14 protein-coding genes are annotated in these 18480 nt (G+C 44.4%); 5 read left to right on the top strand and 9 right to left on the bottom strand.

The window, feature by feature from the left end:
* Nucleotides 1-176: 176 nt before the first annotated feature.
* On the bottom strand, nt 177-1268 hold the full coding sequence (locus MU515_RS03060; protein ID WP_260258899.1) for a response regulator: 1092 nt from the start codon (nt 1266-1268) through the stop codon (nt 177-179).
* Nucleotides 1269-1544: 276 nt separating this feature from the next.
* Here MU515_RS03060 and MU515_RS03065 point away from each other — a divergent pair, with 276 nt between their 5' ends.
* A complete protein-coding gene (locus MU515_RS03065) occupies nt 1545-2420 on the top strand; it encodes a LysR family transcriptional regulator (RefSeq protein WP_260258900.1) in 876 nt (291 codons plus the stop codon).
* A gap of 77 nt (nt 2421-2497) precedes the next feature.
* On the opposite strand, the gene MU515_RS03070 is transcribed toward MU515_RS03065, so the two are convergent.
* From MU515_RS03070 to fadI, 4 genes are all read right to left on the bottom strand, one after another.
* Nucleotides 2498-3046 carry an NAD(P)H nitroreductase gene (locus MU515_RS03070; protein WP_260258901.1) on the bottom strand — a complete coding sequence of 183 codons (549 nt, stop codon included), beginning with the start codon at nt 3044-3046 and terminating at the stop codon, nt 2498-2500.
* Nucleotides 3047-3191: 145 nt separating this feature from the next.
* On the bottom strand, nt 3192-4415 hold the full coding sequence (trpB, locus tag MU515_RS03075) for a tryptophan synthase subunit beta (RefSeq protein ID WP_260258902.1): 1224 nt from the start codon (nt 4413-4415) through the stop codon (nt 3192-3194).
* A 144-nt stretch (nt 4416-4559) separates the two neighbouring features.
* A complete protein-coding gene (fadJ, locus tag MU515_RS03080; protein WP_260258903.1) occupies nt 4560-6674 on the bottom strand; it encodes a fatty acid oxidation complex subunit alpha FadJ in 2115 nt (704 codons plus the stop codon).
* Nucleotides 6674-7981 carry an acetyl-CoA C-acyltransferase FadI gene (fadI, locus tag MU515_RS03085; RefSeq protein ID WP_260258904.1) on the bottom strand — a complete coding sequence of 436 codons (1308 nt, stop codon included), beginning with the start codon at nt 7979-7981 and terminating at the stop codon, nt 6674-6676. Before fadI ends, fadJ begins: the two co-directional genes overlap by 1 nt.
* A gap of 527 nt (nt 7982-8508) precedes the next feature.
* Here fadI and MU515_RS03090 point away from each other — a divergent pair.
* The 4 genes from MU515_RS03090 to MU515_RS03105 all read left to right on the top strand — a co-directional run bounded on the left by MU515_RS03090 (nt 8509) and on the right by MU515_RS03105 (nt 12981).
* A complete protein-coding gene (locus MU515_RS03090) occupies nt 8509-9084 on the top strand; it encodes a sigma-70 family RNA polymerase sigma factor (RefSeq protein ID WP_260258905.1) in 576 nt (191 codons plus the stop codon).
* On the top strand, nt 9077-9796 hold the full coding sequence (locus MU515_RS03095; RefSeq protein WP_260258906.1) for a DUF3379 family protein: 720 nt from the start codon (nt 9077-9079) through the stop codon (nt 9794-9796). The genes MU515_RS03090 and MU515_RS03095 overlap by 8 nt, the downstream gene beginning before the upstream one ends.
* 246 nt (nt 9797-10042) lie before the next feature.
* Nucleotides 10043-11356 (top strand): outer membrane protein transport protein, encoded by a 1314-nt coding sequence (locus MU515_RS03100; RefSeq protein WP_260258907.1) that lies wholly within the window; start codon nt 10043-10045, stop codon nt 11354-11356.
* Between the two features lie 320 nt (nt 11357-11676).
* The gene (locus tag MU515_RS03105; RefSeq protein WP_260258908.1) at nt 11677-12981 is read left to right on the top strand and encodes an outer membrane protein transport protein; all 1305 of its coding nucleotides are present in this window, start codon (nt 11677-11679) and stop codon (nt 12979-12981) included.
* Between the two features lie 103 nt (nt 12982-13084).
* Here the strand turns inward: MU515_RS03105 and MU515_RS03110 are convergent, their stop codons facing one another.
* From MU515_RS03110 to lon, 4 genes are all read right to left on the bottom strand, one after another.
* Nucleotides 13085-13384: a ComEA family DNA-binding protein gene (locus MU515_RS03110; RefSeq protein ID WP_260258909.1), complete on the bottom strand. Its 300-nt coding sequence runs from the start codon at nt 13382-13384 to the stop codon at nt 13085-13087.
* Between the two features lie 135 nt (nt 13385-13519).
* On the bottom strand, nt 13520-15376 hold the full coding sequence (ppiD, locus tag MU515_RS03115; RefSeq protein ID WP_260258910.1) for a peptidylprolyl isomerase: 1857 nt from the start codon (nt 15374-15376) through the stop codon (nt 13520-13522).
* A gap of 174 nt (nt 15377-15550) precedes the next feature.
* Entirely contained in the window at nt 15551-15823 is a 273-nt protein-coding gene (locus MU515_RS03120) for an HU family DNA-binding protein (protein ID WP_260258911.1), read from the bottom strand.
* A 194-nt stretch (nt 15824-16017) separates the two neighbouring features.
* Nucleotides 16018-18369 carry an endopeptidase La gene (lon, locus tag MU515_RS03125; RefSeq protein WP_260258912.1) on the bottom strand — a complete coding sequence of 784 codons (2352 nt, stop codon included), beginning with the start codon at nt 18367-18369 and terminating at the stop codon, nt 16018-16020.
* Between the last annotated feature and the right edge of the window lie 111 nt (nt 18370-18480).

The following is an 18480-nucleotide window of genomic DNA, read 5'->3' on the forward strand; positions in this document are numbered from 1 at the left end:
AACTGAATTGGTACTGGTATTTTATCGTTATGGTCAAACTATAGTCGATTCATCGTTGAGCAAACACGGACGAAAAGTGAGGGTAAATCGTTAAGTACGATGAGGGAACACATGATGGTTCGATAACGAGTAACAAAAAAGCAGCCTTGCGGCTGCTCTCTTAGACTCTATTTGGTTTAGTGCTTTTTCTTTTGTAACTCTAAACTAAAGCTACTAGTACCGATTCGACTTAAACTAAGATTGCTCGCGCGGGTAATAGACAATCCATCAACGATTGGGTTTTGACGGCATTTTTCACCGAGTGAAACCCCAGCATCAATATGCTGCGCATATATCTCACTGCTAAAGTTAGCATCTAAGCCTGCTGGCAAAATTGAAATTGTCCCTTCAGCTAAATCTGCCACGCCAAACAAAGCTTTGACAGGCGCTGCACAGTCAGAACATTCAATGCCCTTTTCAATCAGCTCAGCCAGATCTTTAAGCTCAGCATTAAACGATTTTAGATTACGCAAATAGTCGTGAAATAATGCGCGAATTAACAAGGTTGTTGCCGCGCCATTGTCTGCTTGAGAATCCACAAGGTAGAAAGCAAACTGCCCGTTGATCAGCCACGCATAATCAAATACCAAAGGCATCACTTCAGTCGATTGCAGCAGTCGATAACTGCATTTCCAATCTCCTTGCGAGGTGTCTTTTTCTGGTAATAGTGCATGCAGTAAATCTTTAGCCGCACTTGGGTTTTGCTGTAGATAATCTAAATGCCAATGCAGCTCTTGCTCTTCTGGCATATCCCCACTCTCAACTCTAAACCACTGACTAGAGAAGTCGCGTTGGTCGCACATGTGGTTATCAGAATCTTCGAGCGTATTTTCAATCGCCTCTGATAAATGCTCAAACTTACTAATAGGCTTGGTGAGGAAATCTTTAATCCCGTAACGCAGCGCTTTTGCGACGTCTGAGATTTCCTCTGTGGCTGACACCACTATTAACGGCAAAGATGGGTACTCTAAACTGACTTCTTCAACGAACTCGATACCATTCATCACTGGCATTGCGAGATCACACAAAATTACATCAGGCTCAAAATCACGCAACAGGCGCAATCCTTCTAACCCATCTTCCGCTTGAAGTACTTCATATCCCTGACTGACAAGAAAGGCATCTGTGATGCGACGAAAGATCGGATCATCGTCAACTAACATAATACGTTTCTTATGCGCTGAAACATGCTCAGCAGGAACAACTTGAGCATCAATAATCTTATGCATAAAAGCCTCACACAACCTGAAAACTGGAGATTCGTTATTTAGTTTTTTATAGTTATTGAATAATTTATTCGGCAAGCCAACCTAAATATAGTAGCTAACCAGATTTATAGAAAGCGACGCTGAGAGAATGTTTCTACAGAAATAGTGAACTTACAGCTTGCCACTTTTTGTATGTATGAAATGTGAAAGATCGCATTACTTGTTGATGTGACTCAATCTTTAGCGCACATTAAGGATATAGATTAATGACAATTCATAAATATATGTGTCTGAAACATGAAATTAGATGATCTAAACCTATTTCGACTCGTTGTCGAAAATGGGAGTTACACAGCAACATCGCGCAAGACCATGATCCCTGTTGCAACCATTACAAGACGAATCCAAGCCCTAGAAGACTCACTAAATCTAAGGTTATTGAACCGTCATGCGCGTAAACTGTCGTTGACAGAAGCGGGGGAAAGATTCTACAACGAATGCTCTCCTCTGCTACAAAGACTCTCTTCTGCGGCGGAAGAAATTTCCGACGAATGTCGCGGTGCAGCGGGTAAAATTCGCATCTCATCACCATCAAACCTAACCAAGCGTATGATGATGCCGATGTTCAATGAATTCATGAAACAGTACCCAGATATCAACATTGAACTGACCACCAGCAACCACGCAGACCAACTTGATCCTACTGAGTGGGACGTGATTTTCCGTGTTGGCCCGCAAAGAGATTCCAGCCTAATTGCTCGCAAGATTAGCTCGGTTAAAGACATCTTGGTGGCTAGCCCTGACTATTTGAAAACCTACCCTGCACCAACCCATGCAGAAGAGTTGCACAACCACTCGCTACTCAAAGGTCACCCACTGCTTAAATGGCAATTGATTAATGAAAGCGGTGAAACGGTTATCAACAATGACAAAGGTCGTTTTCAGGCTAATGCTTTGAATGTTGTGCGCAGTAGTTGTTCTGACGGTTTAGGCATTACTTTGATGCCGGATGTGATGATCCGCGAATTTATCGAAGATGGTAGCTTGATTCAGGTATTGAAGGATTGGAGCGCAAACCCGCGTGATATCTACATGCTGTACAACCACAAAGATCATCTACCCGAGAAAGTTCGTCTGTTCATCGACTTTGTGATTGCTTACAACATCCACTAAATTCACATCACATCTGTCTCTACAAACGTGTCCCTATAAACGGTTGGCTTTGCCAACCGTTTTTTATTGCATGACCATTAAAGGAATTCGACAAACTTAGACAAATCTCGATTAGGGACTTTCAATGGCGTGCAGCCCGGCGTACCTAGGTACAAGAAACCAACGATGGCATCCTCGCCTTCTAGGCCAAATGACTGACGAACATGAGAGTGAAACATCCATTTACCCGAACGCCAAAACCCTTGAAACCCTTGTGCTACCGCAGCCATTTGCATCGCATGAGCCGCGCATCCCGCCGAAATATGCTGCTCGATTGCAGGCACTTTTTCATGAGGGGTAACTTTAGCAATCACCGTGATCACCATCGGTGCGCGAAACGGCGCATTGCTGACTTTTTCAATCACTTCAGGTTCACAGCTATCGGCTTTAGCGGCTTCGACTAAAATGTTGGCCAGTTTTTGTAACCCTTCACCTTGCGAAATGACAAAACGCCAAGGAGTGAGGCCAGCATGGTCGGGCGCTCTTAGCCCTGCGCGGATGATGTTTTCCAACGCTTGGCCTTCTGGAGCAGGCGCTGACAGTTTGCCTATCGAACGGCGGTTAAGTAACAGGTCAAGTGCATCCATAGTCTTTCCTTTTACTATTTATTGTTGAGCTCTATTGATAATAACTGTGTTTATTAAATAGATACAAATACCATTCGAATCAACAAACTAGGCGCAATAAAAAAGCTGGCATGTCAGCCAGCTTTGTTTACAAAGTAAAAACCGCTTAAATCAGCGATTCAATACCATATTGCTTGCCATAATTTTCAACCACAAAATCGATATCTTTGTCACCACGACCAGACAGATTAAGCAGTATTGAGCCTTTTTCGCCCTGCTTAGCTAACTTCAATGCGTAAGCCACAGCGTGTGATGATTCAATCGCAGGAATAATGCCTTCTAGACGCGATAGCTCAAAGAAGGCGTCAATGGCTTCTTTGTCGTCAGCTGTTCCATAGTTTACACGGCCGAGATCTTTGAGATAAGCGTGTTGAGGCCCCACGGACGGATAATCTAGACCACTTGCCACTGAGTAGACTTCCTGCGGCTCACCTTGATCATCTTTTAGCATGTAAGACTTAAAGCCATGCATGACACCCGGCTCGCCAAGGCTTAAGGTTGCAGCGTGCTCACCAACTTGCTCGATTGATCGACCAGCAGGCTCTACACCATGTATAGCAACGTCTTGATCTTCTAAAAACGCACTAAACAAACCCATTGCATTTGAACCACCACCAACACACGCCACTAAACTGTTCGGTAGCTCGCCCGTCATCTCTTGGAATTGCTCACGAGCTTCGTTACCTATAATGGATTGAAAGTCGCGTACCATCATAGGGAAAGGATGCGGGCCAACCACAGAGCCAATGGCATAAAGTTGATTGATTGGGTCTTTCAAATACGCTTCAAACGCCGCATCAACAGCTTCTTTCAAGGTTTTACGTCCATGAGTCGCAGGGATAACATTTGCGCCTAGAATTCGCATGCGCACAACGTTAGGGTGCTCTTTAGCAATATCTACCTCGCCCATGTAGATATCACACTCCAACCCAACAAGTGCAGCGGCTGTTGCCAACGCCACGCCATGTTGTCCGGCACCCGTTTCTGCAATCAGCTTCTTCTTACCCATTTTCTTCGCGAGCAAAGCTTCGCCAAGGCAATGGTTAATCTTGTGTGCACCAGTGTGATTGAGGTCTTCACGTTTTAGATAAATCTCCGCGCCATATTTGGCTGATAGATTCTGCGCATGAAAAATAGGACTTGGACGGCCCACGAAGTGCTTATACAGCCTTGCTAGTTCAGTTTGAAACTCAGGGTCTTTACGGCATTCATTGTATGCAGCCGTAATATCATCCATCACTTTCTGCAACTCTTGTGGGATAAAACTACCACCATATTCGCCGAAATAACCTTGTGCGTCTGGGGTGGTGTGATTGAATGTGTTTTTCATGAGACTCCTTGTCCTACTCAACTAGTACATCTTTGCATGGTAAGGTTTATATTCAACTCACTCAATTCCAATAAGTTGCATTAGTTAGCTCACTCACAAAAAAAGGCGAGCATCATGCTCGCCTAATAAAAACCTCGTTAAACACTAATCGTAGAACGCAGCGTCAACACTGGCCCGAGTTAATAAACCATCACAAGGCGCAAAACGATCGCCGTACTTAGCAGCGTGTTCGTTCATGATCTCGACAACTTGCTTGATACCTAACTGGTCCATATAGCGGAATGGGCCACCCAAGAATGGCGGGAAACCAATACCGAATATTGCCCCAATATCGCCATCACGCGCGCTGAGAATGATTCCTTCATCCAAACAACGAACGGCTTCATTGAGCATTGGCAGCAAACAGCGCATCGCTATTTCTTTTTCAGTCAATTTAAATTCTGGCTCTATCTTGAGCAGTTTGTAAACGCTCTTATCAACCTGTTTCTTTTTGCCATTGTAGGTGTAGAAGCCTTTACCGCTTTTACGACCTTTACGGCCATCATTAAGCAGTGTCTCGAACACATCAGGGCCTTGGAATCTCGGGCCAAGTTCGTCCACCAAGATCGGCATAATTTTCGCGCCAATATCAACACCAACTTCATCCAGCAATGCAATTGGCCCGACAGGGAAACCTGCATTAAGCAAAGCGTTATCCAAATGCTCAACCGGCTCACCAACCAGCAGGATTTGCGCCGCTTCGTTCATGTATGGTGTCAAAATTCGGTTTACGTAGAAACCAGCACGGTCTTTCACCACAATTGGCGTCTTGCCTTGCTTACGAGCTAAGTCAACCACAGTTGAAATGGTTTCCTCAGACGTTGACTCGTGAGGAATAACTTCCACTAATGGCATTTTTTCTACTGGACTAAAGTAATGCAAACCAACCACGTTGTCAGGGCGCTGCGCTTTTTCGGCAATCTGATGAATCGGTAACGACGACGTATTGGTTGCGAAAATAGTGTCAGCTTTGGCGTTTTGTTCTACATCCGCCACCATTTGCTGTTTTAAATTCAGATCTTCAAACACGGCTTCGATTACCACATCAGTATGATTAAACGTGGTGAAATCAATACCGCCAGACAGTTGATTCATCTTGGCTTGAAGCTGAGCTTTTGAAAGGATTCGACGCTTCTTCTGTTTCTCGAACAACTTGTAGTTGTAGTTAAGCGCATTCAGCACCCCATCATTGGAAACGTCTTTAATGCGTGCAGGCAGTTTGGCTTTAGCGACCGTTACATGACTAATACCCGCGCCCATTAAGCCACCACCTAATACCGCAACGCGGTTAATGGCGTGTGGTTCAGCATCTGCGCCGTTCTCTTTCTTCATCTCTGTTGTTGCGAAGAAGATAGAACGCAGTGCTTTGGATTGATTGGTCATCACCAACTCACCAAATTGCTGCGCTTCTTTCTCAAGGCCCGCTTCAAAACCATGCTCTAAGCCATGACGAATCACCTCTAAGATTGCACTTGTTGCCGGGTAGTTACCGCGCGCTTTTTGCTCAGTCTTTTTCGCAGCTTGCTCAAATATCACTTTACGGCCAAAGCCCGTTTGAGCCATCAGCTTTTCTTTAGTGGTCGTTTTACGCTTGGCTTTGTCTTTTTGCTCGACGAACTGCTTCGCCACTTCCAATAAAATGGTATTTGGCACACAAGCGTCCACCACGCCAAGTTTTTTAGCCTTTTTCGCGCGTAGCTGTTTACCCGTTAAGATCATATCCAATGATGGTAATAGGCCAATTAGCCTTGGTAATCTTTGCGTACCACCCGATCCTGGCAGTAACCCTAACTGAACTTCAGGCAATCCGATACGCGTTTTGTCGTCATCACTACAAACGCGATAATCACACGCTAGCGCAAGCTCTAATCCGCCACCTAGACAAGGGCCATGAATCGCAGCAACAACAGGGAAGGCCAAATCAGACAATTTTTGGAACATCTGCTGACCTTTTTCAGCTAACGCTTGCGCTTCTTGCGCCGACTTACACGCATCCAACATGCGCACGTCTGCGCCTGCGACGAAGTTATCTGGCTTACCAGAGTGAATGATCAAACCCTGCAATGCCCCTTTGTGCTGCTCAATTTCAGCGAACACTTGCTCCATTTCATCGGCAAAGGCAGCCTGTAAGGTATTCATCTTTTCATTTGGAACATCGATGGCAAGCCAAGCAATGTTGTTGTCATCAATGGTGAGGTTAAACGCTTTCAAATCACTCATTACTCAACCTCCAAAATCATTGCTGCACCTAAACCACCTGCTGCGCAGGCAGTATTCAATGCTAAACCGCCACCACGTCGTTTGAGCTCTCGCAGTGTTTGCGTCATCATTCTTGCGCCTGTTGCCGCGAATGGGTGTCCGTAGGCAATTGAACCACCAAGCACATTAAACTTATCCATATCTATTTCGCCAATCGCTTTAGCGCGGCCAAGCTTTTCTTGCGCAAACTTGTCACTAGCGAACATTTTTACGTTTGACAGAGCTTGAGCTGCAAACGCTTCGTGCATATCGATTAGAGTAAGATCGCTGAGCTCGATGCCTGCGCGGTCAAGGGCAATTGGCGTGGCATACGATGGCCCCATTAGCATATCTTGCTCTACCCCTATCGCTGAAAACGCATAAGAACGAATGTAGCCGAGGATCTCTAAGCCCAGTTCTTTTGCTTTGCCTTCTCGCATTAGCATCACCGCTGCTGCGCCGTCAGTAAGCGGCGTACTGTTAGCCGCAGTAACACTGCCATATTGACGGTCAAATGCAGGTCGAAGCTTCGCGTACCCCTCAAGGGTTGAGTCATGACGGATGTTGTTATCTTCTGCTAACCACTTTTTGTAAGGTTCAGGGAAGGCCGTCATTACTTCACCGGCAATCTTGCCCTCTTTCCAAGCTTGAGAAGCGAGTGAGTGAGAACGGTGCGCTAATTCATCTTGTTCTTGACGGCTAATCCCATGACTTTTGGCCATTTGCTCGGCCGTCTGCCCCATAGATAAGCCGGTTGAATACTCGGCTACAGCAGGGGGAACGGGCATTAAATCTTTTAAAGAGAATGAGCTAAGTATGCTTAGCTTTTGCTTCATCGAACGGGCTTTACTCAAGGCAAGTAAATTGGCTGCCATTTTCTTCGATACGCCGATAGGCAATACAGAGGAAGAATCGGCACCACCCGCAATACCAATATCAATCGTGCCAGCCATGATGCTCTCAGCAACGTTAACCGCCGCTTGAAAACTGGTCGCACATGCACGAGTCACACTGTACGCATCGGTATGGATGTTCATTCCGGTACCCAACACAATTTCACGGGCAATGTTTGGCGCTTCAGGCATTTGCACTACTTGTCCAAACACCACTTGCTCAATAATTGCAGGATCAATATCTGTACGGGCAAGCATTTCACTTACCACCATTTTACCCAAGTCCACAGCTGGAACTTGGCTAAACTCCGTGCTTTGACGTGCAAATGGTGTGCGCAATCCTGCTACGATTGCGACCCTTTCTCCATTGCGAGTCGTCACTTGCTGCTTGCCCATTGGCGCTCCTTAATCCTTAGAGGTCTGACCAGAAACATTGTAACCAAAATGTTAATGCAATCAAACATACGTTTGAATAAATGTGATTTGATGATCATTAGCATAGCTAAGTAAATGAAAAACAAGATTGTATCAGCTTAGAATTTCACTATATTTAGAAGAGTGTGTGAACTGAATGTAATACTATTCAAAGAATTTTTGGCAAAAAAAAACCACACAAATCTGTGTGGTTGGAATGTATAAAGCAATTAACTTACGCCAATTGAAAATAATCAGTTTCCTGATTAGGAGAAAGTAAAGTCAGCCTTCAAAAGGAAGTGTCATCTTGCTCAACTTGTTAGTGAAACACTAACTAGATGACAAGGTGTACTATAACCGCTGAGTTGGGTCATATTTTGAATTAGATCAATTTTTCATTCGATTTCTGACTTAATCGGTAAGGTAATCGTTTTAGTTACTTTAAAACAGAGAGTTATAGTTTGCCTAACTGCCTTTTTCTGCTGATTAACTCATACCCCAAGTAATATTTGGAGGCTTTTGTGGCCATTATTGATTTTTTTGGGAAGAAAAAATCCGAACGTCCGGTCGATTTAGATATGGACAGACAAAGAAAATATGAAGCTCTTGTGAGAGCTTATCACCGAGATCTTTACCGCTATGCCTACTGGTTATGTAAAGACCCGACGATCGCTGAAGATCTGGTGCAAGAAACTTGCTTAAGGGCATGGAAATCACTCGATAGCTTACAAGATGATAAAGCAGCAAAATCGTGGCTTATTACCATCTTGCGTCGTGAAAATGCGCGCCGCTTCGAACGTAAGCAGTTTGATTTGGTTGATATTGACGACCACTCAAACGAAGCGAAAGTCAGTGACGACCCACACCATCAGTCTGAATGGGTACACGCCCAGATCATGAAACTGGAAGTGGATTATCGAGAACCTTTGTTTTTGCAAGTAGTCGGAGGGTTTAGTGGCGAAGAGATTAGCCAAATCCTCGAGCTAAATAAAAATACCGTAATGACACGTCTGTTTAGAGCAAGGAATCAGCTAAAAGAGATGTTAGATTCAGATGACAATCATAAAGGAGCGCACAATGGATGAGTTAGAATTCCGCCGTCGAATTATGTCCGATCCCAAATGTCGGGATAGTGATATTGTCGATACGATGCGTGCCAATGAAAATAACAACAAATTTGCGGAAGATATTCTCGAACTCGATGCACAAATCGCCAAAGCGATGAATGTCGATGTCCCTGAAGACTTAGCGGACAAAATATTGTTCAACCAAAGCTCTCGTCAGCAAAACAATGTTGTCAAACCCAACTTCTTTAAACGCAGCATGGCGCTAGCCGCATCTTTCGCCGCAGGTTTGATGGTGAGCCAAGTCAATTGGGGAAACATTGTCGTGCCCTCTGCGCAAGCGAGTTTAGCAACGACTGCGGTTCAGCATGTATTTGACGAGCAACCCTTCATCAACAATCTCGATGAAGAAGTGAGCAAACTGCAGATCAATACCAAAATGGCCCCCTTTGCTCATCAGCTAGGGCAAAACTTCCCTTACCACGTTTATTATTTAAACCACTGTGGTTTCGGCGAATCAAATGCCTTACATATGGTATTTAAAGGACAGCACGGCAAAGTGACGCTGTTTCTCACCGGAATTGCTAGTTCTAAAGTTGAAACATTCGCCGATCAAGGCCTATCTGGCGTGATCGAACCATTAGATGATTTTAGCTTAATCATTGTAGGTAATGACGGCGAAGATGTTACTAACATCGCCAAAAACATCGTCAACATTCTTAAACCGATGTAACCCTCAACGAAAGGCCTAAGCTCTCCACTTAGGCCTTTATATTCCACAAAATCTAGAGTCAAAACTCTAAAACGACGCAAATAACAGCATTTTCCTGCCAAATACACATCATTTCCGCAATTTTATCATCTAATTAGGCAATGGTCGGATTTCTATAAACTATACTAAGCACTAGGATCAGCCCCAACTGAGCAATTGCTCAAATAAAACGCCCAAATAGAGGCGAATACAAAAAGGAAAAGCAACATGAATAACACGCGTCTGTTTAAGAAATCGCTGTTAGCAGTAACCATTACACTTGCATCGCAACAAGCTCTCGCCGCAGGTTTCCAATTAAACGCACAATCCGCTACCGGTATTGGTCGCGCTTTTGCTGGTGACGCCGTTATCGCAGATAACGCATCAGTGATGGCACGTAACCCTGCTGCAATGGCACTATTTGACAAAATGGAGCTATCGCTCGGTTTTGAAAGCATCACTTCAATGATTGAAGTTAAAGATGCAAAATATAACACTCTTTATCTTGATGCTGCTGGTACACCACTTGCGTCGCCACCACCTAGCTCAGTAGACGCAAACTATGATGACGCGGGTGATACTTCTATTGCACCTAATATTCATCTAATCGTACCTGTTAATGACAAGTTTGCTTGGGGTGTCAATGCCTACTCAAACTTTGGTACGAAGACAGAGTTTTCTGGTGATTATGCTGCATCTGAATTTGGCGGCCTAACAGACGTTAAAAGTTTTAACCTTGGCGTTGCTGGCTCTTACCGTCTAAATGAACAGTGGAGCTTTGGTGCTGGCCTAGACCTTATTTACGGTGAAGGCACATTTAAACGTGCAGTTCCACAATCGAATAGCGCTTCATACCTACTAAATGTTGATGCAGCTGACGGTTGGGCTGTAGGCTTTAACGTAGGTACCGTTTTTGAACTTGACGAGAACAACCGCTTTGGTTTTTCTTACCGCTACAGCCCAGAATTTGAAGCTGAAGATGATGCGGGTCAAAAGATCACACTTCCTCTACCAGATATGGCAGAGTTTTCAGGTTTCCACAAAATCGAAAACACTAAATTCGCTGTTCACTACTCAATCCAATACATCGGTTGGAGCGACTTCGACGTTGTTGATTTTGACAACCTAAATCCTACTAAGTCTGGCTTGGCAGCAAATGGTCCTCTTTATCAAAAAGATTACCAGTGGCAAGACGGTTGGCACTACGCTATTGGTGGTACTTACTACCTAAACAACGATTGGACTTTACGCACAGGTTACATGTATGACACCAGCGCACAAGATGCTCTAACGTCAATCTCAGTACCTGACTCAGATCGCCAGTGGTTCTCTGCAGGCTTTACTTACCACATCGATAGTTCATCAAACATTGACTTCGGCTTTACTTACTTGATGGGCGACGATACTGAAGTTAATGAAACTATTGCTCTTCCAACTGGTGCATCTGGTATTGGTGTTCCTACGTACCAAGTTACTTCTATCAGTGGCACAACCCACGCAGACGCAATTCTGCTAGGTCTACAATATAGCCGTAGCTTCTAAGCACCGCTTAAACTCTGTATTCAATGGGCTGGTTTATCCGGCCCTTTTTTATACCTCTAATTTCCTCTCCATCATTTCAGCGCACACCTCATAATGGAAACTAAGCGAACACCTGTAAGTTAAAGGTCGAATTTCACAAAACAATTGTTCGCTGAAAAAGAAACTGGTCATACCACAAAAGCAGTTATATTAACTATTTACAATCGATTTATTAAATTTTTATCCTGAAAATATCATATACACTGTTTTCTATTTCTAAAGTAATAACTCTAAACTTATCATCGCGGCACGAATTACAACTACATTCAGCGAACATTATAATGAAATCAAACAAGTCTCTCCTATCGATCGCAGTAGCGTGTGGTCTAATGGCTACAACTGGTACAGCAAGCGCTGCAGGCTTTCAGCTAGCAGAATACTCAGCAACAGGCCTTGGCCGCGCATACGCAGGTGAAGCTGCAATTGCTGACAACGCAAGCTCACAGTGGCGTAACCCTGCACTACTGATGGACCTAGAAGGTACTCAGATTTCAACAGGTGCTATCTATGTTGACCCAAACATTGATATCAGCGGTACGTCTATGTACACACCTGATCCAAGACTTCCTGCGCAACCATACGAAGCTAAATCTGACGATTTCGCCCATGATGCTGTGATTCCGAACCTTTACATTTCACACAAATACAATGAAAAAGTTGCGATTGGCTTTGCGCTAGGCACCAACTACGGTATGGAAACAGCGTTAGGTTCAGACTTTGGCGCAGCTAACCATGGAAACGAAGCGTACGTTTACTCTATTGAAGCGAACATCAACGCAGCATACCAATTGACAGAAGCAGTTAGCATTGGCGCGGGTCTGCGCTACATTGATGCAGAAGGCCACTTCGGAGCTCAAGCATCTAAAAACATGCCTGATATTACAGGCCTAGCTGGCACGCCATTAAAATACATGGCTGGTGATGACACGGCATGGGCTTGGCAAGTAGGTACGGTTTGGCAAATCAATGATACAAACCGCCTAGGCTTTACTTACAAATCTGAAGTAGATTTGACATTAGAAGGCTACGCAAAAGGTCTTGGTTTTAACCCAACAGATCCTCAAGCTCATAAAAATGGCAGCCTCGACCTAGCTCTACCAGCAACGGCAGAACTAGCAAGCTACCATCAGCTAAACGATAAAGTCGCTATCCACGCGAGCATTAACTGGACTGACTGGAGCAGCTTTAAAGAGCTTCGTGCAGAGTTCCCTGACGGTACTAACGAGCTAATTAAAGAAGAAAACTGGGAAGATAACTTCCGTTACGCGATTGGCGCTACTTATCAAGTAGATTCTAAGCTTTCTCTACGTACGGGTATTGCTTACGATGAATCGGCAGTAAGCGAAGAGCACCGTACTGCAACTATCCCAGAGACGGATCGTCTTTGGTTGAGCATTGGTGCGGGTTACCAATGGTCTGAGCAACTAAGCCTAGACGCTGGTTTTACTTACATCATGGCAAAAGATGCGAAAATGCACGAAACAGATCCAGCAGTATTAGGTGCAGATACGTTCGGTGGCTCTTTCGAAGGTGAAGTATCTGGTTCTATCTGGCTAATCGGTGTACAAGCAAGCTACACGTTCTAATCGCTAGACACAGAAACACAAAGGCAGTGGTTATCCACTGCCTTTTTCGTATCTACTCGCTAGTAATCTTTAAGGTATCTAACCAGTCGCGAATTGAACTGCCTCAGAGCTCAATTCTGGCGATATTCTTAGCAACGGTTGCCTCTCCTATTCCCTTCACCTTCGCAAGCTCTTCTGGCTTTTTAAAAGGGCCATTTGCATCACGGTAATCAACTATCGCTTGCGCCTTTTTAAGCCCAATGCCTTTTAGTAAATCAGCAAGCTCTTGCGCGCTGGCTTGATTGACGTTAACGACGATTTCTATGCCATCATATTTGGGATCGACAGGTTGTTCATCGGCATAGGCGGAGAGAGGAGCAAAGATTGCCAATAAGGCAGAAAGAAGTAGCGCTTTCATAGTCATAGGAAGTCCTTATCGTTATTTTCAGAACTTACATCCTAATGTTCTACAAGATATTTATTAGTGGATTTCGACCAAAATAAAACGGACTGCCTAAGCAGTCCGTTTTGACATTATTGTTACTTACACAGTAATCACTTACTGAGTCACAACATAATATTCAATATCGATAGTTTGACGCAGGATGCTAATCAAACCAGATAGGTTTTGCTGAGCGTTCATCTGCATTAGCTGTGAAGCGATTTGGTCATTGTATTGAGTCATGAACATGTCTGATACTTGTTCAAGCTTAACAATTACAATATCACCATTCAGCGACTTGCTCTGAGCATATTGCACCTTACCATCTACTGGTTTTGGCATTGCAAATACGGCGTTTGCAAGTGGAGAGCTACGGTCAACCATTTGAGTTTCGCCAAACACTAGCGAGTTATCAGCCAATACTGACTCATTGCCAGCATTTAGATCCGCTACAACTTTGTTTGCAAGCTCAAGCGCATTTTGCTCGCCTTTCACTTTCGCTAGCTGAGCGACAACTTGTTCACGAACTTCTTCAAGCGGTAAAACAGTCTCATCACGGTAATCTTCTACGCGAACAACAATCACATGCTCTGGCGATACTTCAGTCACTTCTGAGTTAAGGCCATCTTCTTTCACTTCTGGACTTAGGATTGCTTGAAGTACAGCAGGTGTTTTAAGAAGCTCTGGAGCATCCACTTGAGAGATAAAGTCTGTGGTGTGGATTTTAGCGTTGATTGCTTGCGCTGCATCATCTAGAGAGTCTGCTGATTCAAACGCCACTTTTTCAAGCGTGCTTTGCAGCTCGTAGAACTGATCTACTGCTTTTTGATCAACAAGCTCTTGTTTAATTACAGCTGCAACTTCTGCGAGTGGCTTAGCCACTGGCTCTTGCAGTTCATCAAGCTTGATGATGTGGTAACCAAACTCAGATTTCACAAGGCCAGTTACATCACCAACGTTTTGTAGAGCGAATGCCGCATCTTCAAAAGCAGGGTCCATAACGTCACGCTCGATAAAGCCTAAAGAACCACCCTCTTCTGAGCTACCGATGTCGTCAGACTTCTCTTGCGCTAGAGTTGCAAAATCTGCACCTGCGTTTAGCTCATCAAGGATCGCTTGCGCTTTAGCTTCGTCATCGCCTTCAACAAGGATGTGGCTTACTTTACGCTGCTCTTGCGTAGAGTACTTATCAAGATGCTCTTGGTAGTACGTCTCTACTTCTTCGTCAGTCACGGTAACAGATTGCTTCAACTGCTCAGCAGAAAGCTCAATGTACGCTACTTTAACTTGCTCAGGGCGAGTGTAACGCTCAGAGTTCTGTTGGTAGTAATCTGCGATTTCTTCTTCGCTCAGCTCAACTTTAGCGGCAAAATCAGAAAGGCTAAGGTTAATCGCCTGGATTTCACGCGTTTGCATGATCAGCTTAGCTTGCGAGTTTACTTCGCCAGCCAGTGAGAAATCACTTGTTTCGATTGCACTTAGCAATTGGTTACGAACTAGATTGCGACGCAATAGCTCTGCGTAACCTTCTGGAGAGTAACCGTAACGACGTAGAGTAGTTTGGTAAATCTCAGGGCTAAACTCACCATCCATTTGGAACTGTGGCAGTTCTAGCATCAGTTCACGTACTTGCTCGTCACTAACACGTAAACCTAAAGACTGTGCATGTTGTTCAATCAGTGCGTCGTTAACCATGCGGTCAAGTACTGACTTACGGAAAGTCTCTACATAGGCAGGATCTGCAAGTAGGTTTGAGAAGTATTCACCGAGCTGTGATTGCATGCGGTTACGTTCGTTTTGGTAAGCTTGCTCGAAGTCACCACGACTGATTTGCGTGTTGCCAACTTTCGCTGCAACGTTGTTACTGCCGCCAGCTAAGTTACCGACACCTACAAATACAAAAGATAGGATAATCAGTCCTAGGATAATTTTAACCGCGATGCTGTTAACGCCTTCGCGTAATCGATCCATCATACTTAAGTTACTCTCCGCGTATGAGCCGCTCTCGCCTTTAAATTCGGTCGATTGCGGTGTTCATTCAAATTAAAATTCAATAGCGCGATGATATCAGAAAAAGAAATGCGCATCAGTAGGATGCGCATAAATTAAAAAGGTTCTGACAAACTACGTGATCGTAGTGTGTCTGAATTAGTTACAAGCGTCTTTTAGCGCTTTACCAGCTTTGAAAGATGGTACTTTAGCTTCTGCGATTTGGATTTCTTCGCCAGTCTTAGGGTTACGACCTGTGCGTGCTGCACGAGTACGAACGCTGAAAGTACCGAAGCCAACTAGAGCAACTTGATCGCCAGATTGTAGAGTACCGCTAACAGCTTCGATGAATGCGTCTAGTGCACGGCCAGCTGAAGCTTTTGATAGATCTGCATCTGCTGCGATTTTTTCTACTAATTGAGTTTTATTCACTGTGATTCCCCTTTGCGCTGTCTGTTATTATTTTGTTAGACAGCTATTTTGTTCCATTTAGTTTCAAATCAAGCTCAAACCCTTATTTATCAAGGCTTCAAGCTACAGTCGCTAAACTTAGCGCCCAAAAAAAACGCTGACAAGCATTTTTGGGCTAATCAGCGTAATCTTTTACTTATTTTTGCTGCACATCACTATTTTCCAGCAGCAAACTCGACACCCGTAGGGTCTTTTTCAAGCGCAACACTCAGTACCTCGTCGATCCACTGCACTGGAATAACCTTCAAGTCTGCGATCACGTTCTCAGGAATCTCTTCCAAATCACGTTCGTTGTCTTTTGGAATCAGTACAGTTTTGATGCCGCCACGGTGTGCTGCAAGCAGTTTTTCTTTCAAACCACCGATAGGTAAAACTTCACCTCGTAGGGTAATCTCACCTGTCATACCCACTTCTGCTTTCACAGGGTTACCCGTTAAGCTAGAAACCAGCGCAGTACACATTGCGATACCCGCACTTGGGCCATCTTTCGGTGTTGCACCTTCAGGTACGTGCACGTGGATATCACGCTTTTCGTAGAAGTCTGAGTTGATACCTAGCTTCTCAGCGCGAGAACGCACAACCGTCATCGCTGCTTGGATAGACTCTTTCATTACGTCGCCAAGCGAACCGGTTTGAGTCAACTTGCCTTTACCTGGCATAGATTCAGTTTCGATAGTCAGTAGATCGCCACCAACTTCTGTCCATGCAAGACCAGTTACTTGACCAATACGGTTGCTATCGTCCGCCTTACCGTAGTCATGGCGTTGAACACCTAAGTACTCTTTTAGGTTGTCCATTGTTACCACAACAGACTTCAACTCAGGCTTAAGCAGGATGTTCTTCACTGCTTTACGACACAGTTTAGAAATCTCACGCTCTAGGCTACGTACACCCGCTTCACGCGTGTAGTAACGAATAATACCGATGATAGCTGAATCTTCGATGGTAATTTCATTTGGCTTCAGGCCATTACGCTTTACTTGCTTATCGACAAGGTGACGCTTAGCAATGTTTAGCTTCTCATCTTCTGTGTAGCCAGATAGACGAATCACTTCCATACGGTCTAATAATGGACCAGGGATATTCATCGAGTTAGACGTTGCGACAAACATGACGTCAGATAGATCGTAATCGACTTCTAGGTAGTGATCGTTAAACGCGTTGTTTTGCTCTGGGTCTAGTACTTCAAGTAGCGCTGATGATGGATCACCACGCATATCCGAAGACATTTTGTCGATCTCATCTAGAAGGAATAGCGGGTTTTTCACGCCAACTTTCGACATCTTCTGGATCAGTTTACCCGGCATAGAACCAATGTAAGTACGACGGTGACCGCGGATTTCCGCTTCATCACGTACACCACCTAGCGCCATACGGGTGTATTTACGACCGGTAGCCGCAGCAATAGAGCGGCCAAGCGAAGTTTTACCTACACCCGGAGGACCAACTAAGCAAAGAATTGGACCTTTAAGCTTGTTGATTCGGTTTTGAACCGCCAAGTACTCCAGAATGCGTTCTTTAACACGCTCTAGACCATAGTGGTCTTCATTAAGCACTTCTTCTGCTTTAGCTAGGTTTTTCTTAACCTTAGAACGCTTGTGCCAAGGTACGCCTAGCATCCAATCGATGTAACCACGCACTACTGTCGCTTCAGCTGACATCGGAGACATCATCTTCAGCTTTTGCAGTTCTTGTTCAGTTTTTTCGCGCGCTTCTTGAGGCATTTTTGACTCTTCGATCTTCTGTTTTAGAGTTTCGAATTCATCAACGCCATCTTCGCTTTCACCCAGCTCTTTCTGAATGGCTTTCATTTGCTCATTCAGGTAATACTCACGCTGAGATTTTTCCATCTGCTTTTTAACGCGAGTACGAATGCGTTTCTCAACTTGTAGGATGTCAATTTCAGATTCCATCTGTCCCATAAGGAACTCAAGACGCTCTGTCACATCCAACAACTCAAGTACGTTCTGTTTATCAACCAATTTCAGCGGCATATGCGCTGCGATAGTATCCGCTAAACGGGCAGCTTCATCGATGCCGTTAAGCGAGGTTAGTACTTCTGGCGGAATTTTGTTATTAAGCTTAATGAAGCCTTCAAACTGGTTGATCGCGCTGCGAACAATAACTTCTTGCTCGCGCTCGTCTAGATCGGCTGTTACCAAATATTCAGCATCAGCTAAGAAGAAATCATTTTCGATAAATTGATTAATTTTTGCACGCTGCTGACCTTCAACCAACACTTTTACTGTGCCGTCTGGTAGTTTCAACAACTGTAGAATCGTAGCAACTGTACCTACTTCAAATAGGTCATCTTTTGAAGGTTCATCGGTGTCTGCTTCTTTTTGAGCGACAAGAAGCACTTGTTTGTTGTTATCCATTGCGGCTTCTAAGCAAGCAATCGACTTTTCACGGCCAACAAACAGAGGAATTACCATGTGCGGGTAAACAACGACGTCTCTAAGAGGCAGTACAGGGATCTCGATACGTTCGGAACGTTCCAAGTTCATATTATTCTCTCTTCCGCTATAACGTTTAACGTATTACTTAAGTGAGTATATGGGGACTAATTGGTTGGTTTCAATGGAGGAATAAAAAAAAGGAGCTAATTGCTTAGCTCC

Origin of the sequence: Vibrio intestinalis (genome assembly GCF_025195085.2) — a bacterium.
Classification (GTDB): domain Bacteria; phylum Pseudomonadota; class Gammaproteobacteria; order Enterobacterales; family Vibrionaceae; genus Vibrio; species Vibrio intestinalis.

Coding starts and splice junctions, on each gene's coding strand:
- MU515_RS03060 (WP_260258899.1), bottom strand. CDS start 1,268: ATGCATAAGATTATTGATGCTCAAGTTGTTCCTGCTGAGCATGTTTCA.
- MU515_RS03065 (WP_260258900.1), top strand. CDS start 1,545: ATGAAATTAGATGATCTAAACCTATTTCGACTCGTTGTCGAAAATGGG.
- MU515_RS03070 (WP_260258901.1), bottom strand. CDS start 3,046: ATGGATGCACTTGACCTGTTACTTAACCGCCGTTCGATAGGCAAACTG.
- trpB (WP_260258902.1), bottom strand. CDS start 4,415: ATGAAAAACACATTCAATCACACCACCCCAGACGCACAAGGTTATTTC.
- fadJ (WP_260258903.1), bottom strand. CDS start 6,674: ATGAGTGATTTGAAAGCGTTTAACCTCACCATTGATGACAACAACATT.
- fadI (WP_260258904.1), bottom strand. CDS start 7,981: ATGGGCAAGCAGCAAGTGACGACTCGCAATGGAGAAAGGGTCGCAATC.
- MU515_RS03095 (WP_260258906.1), top strand. CDS start 9,077: ATGGATGAGTTAGAATTCCGCCGTCGAATTATGTCCGATCCCAAATGT.
- MU515_RS03100 (WP_260258907.1), top strand. CDS start 10,043: ATGAATAACACGCGTCTGTTTAAGAAATCGCTGTTAGCAGTAACCATT.
- MU515_RS03105 (WP_260258908.1), top strand. CDS start 11,677: ATGAAATCAAACAAGTCTCTCCTATCGATCGCAGTAGCGTGTGGTCTA.
- MU515_RS03110 (WP_260258909.1), bottom strand. CDS start 13,384: ATGACTATGAAAGCGCTACTTCTTTCTGCCTTATTGGCAATCTTTGCT.
- ppiD (WP_260258910.1), bottom strand. CDS start 15,376: ATGATGGATCGATTACGCGAAGGCGTTAACAGCATCGCGGTTAAAATT.
- lon (WP_260258912.1), bottom strand. CDS start 18,369: ATGAACTTGGAACGTTCCGAACGTATCGAGATCCCTGTACTGCCTCTT.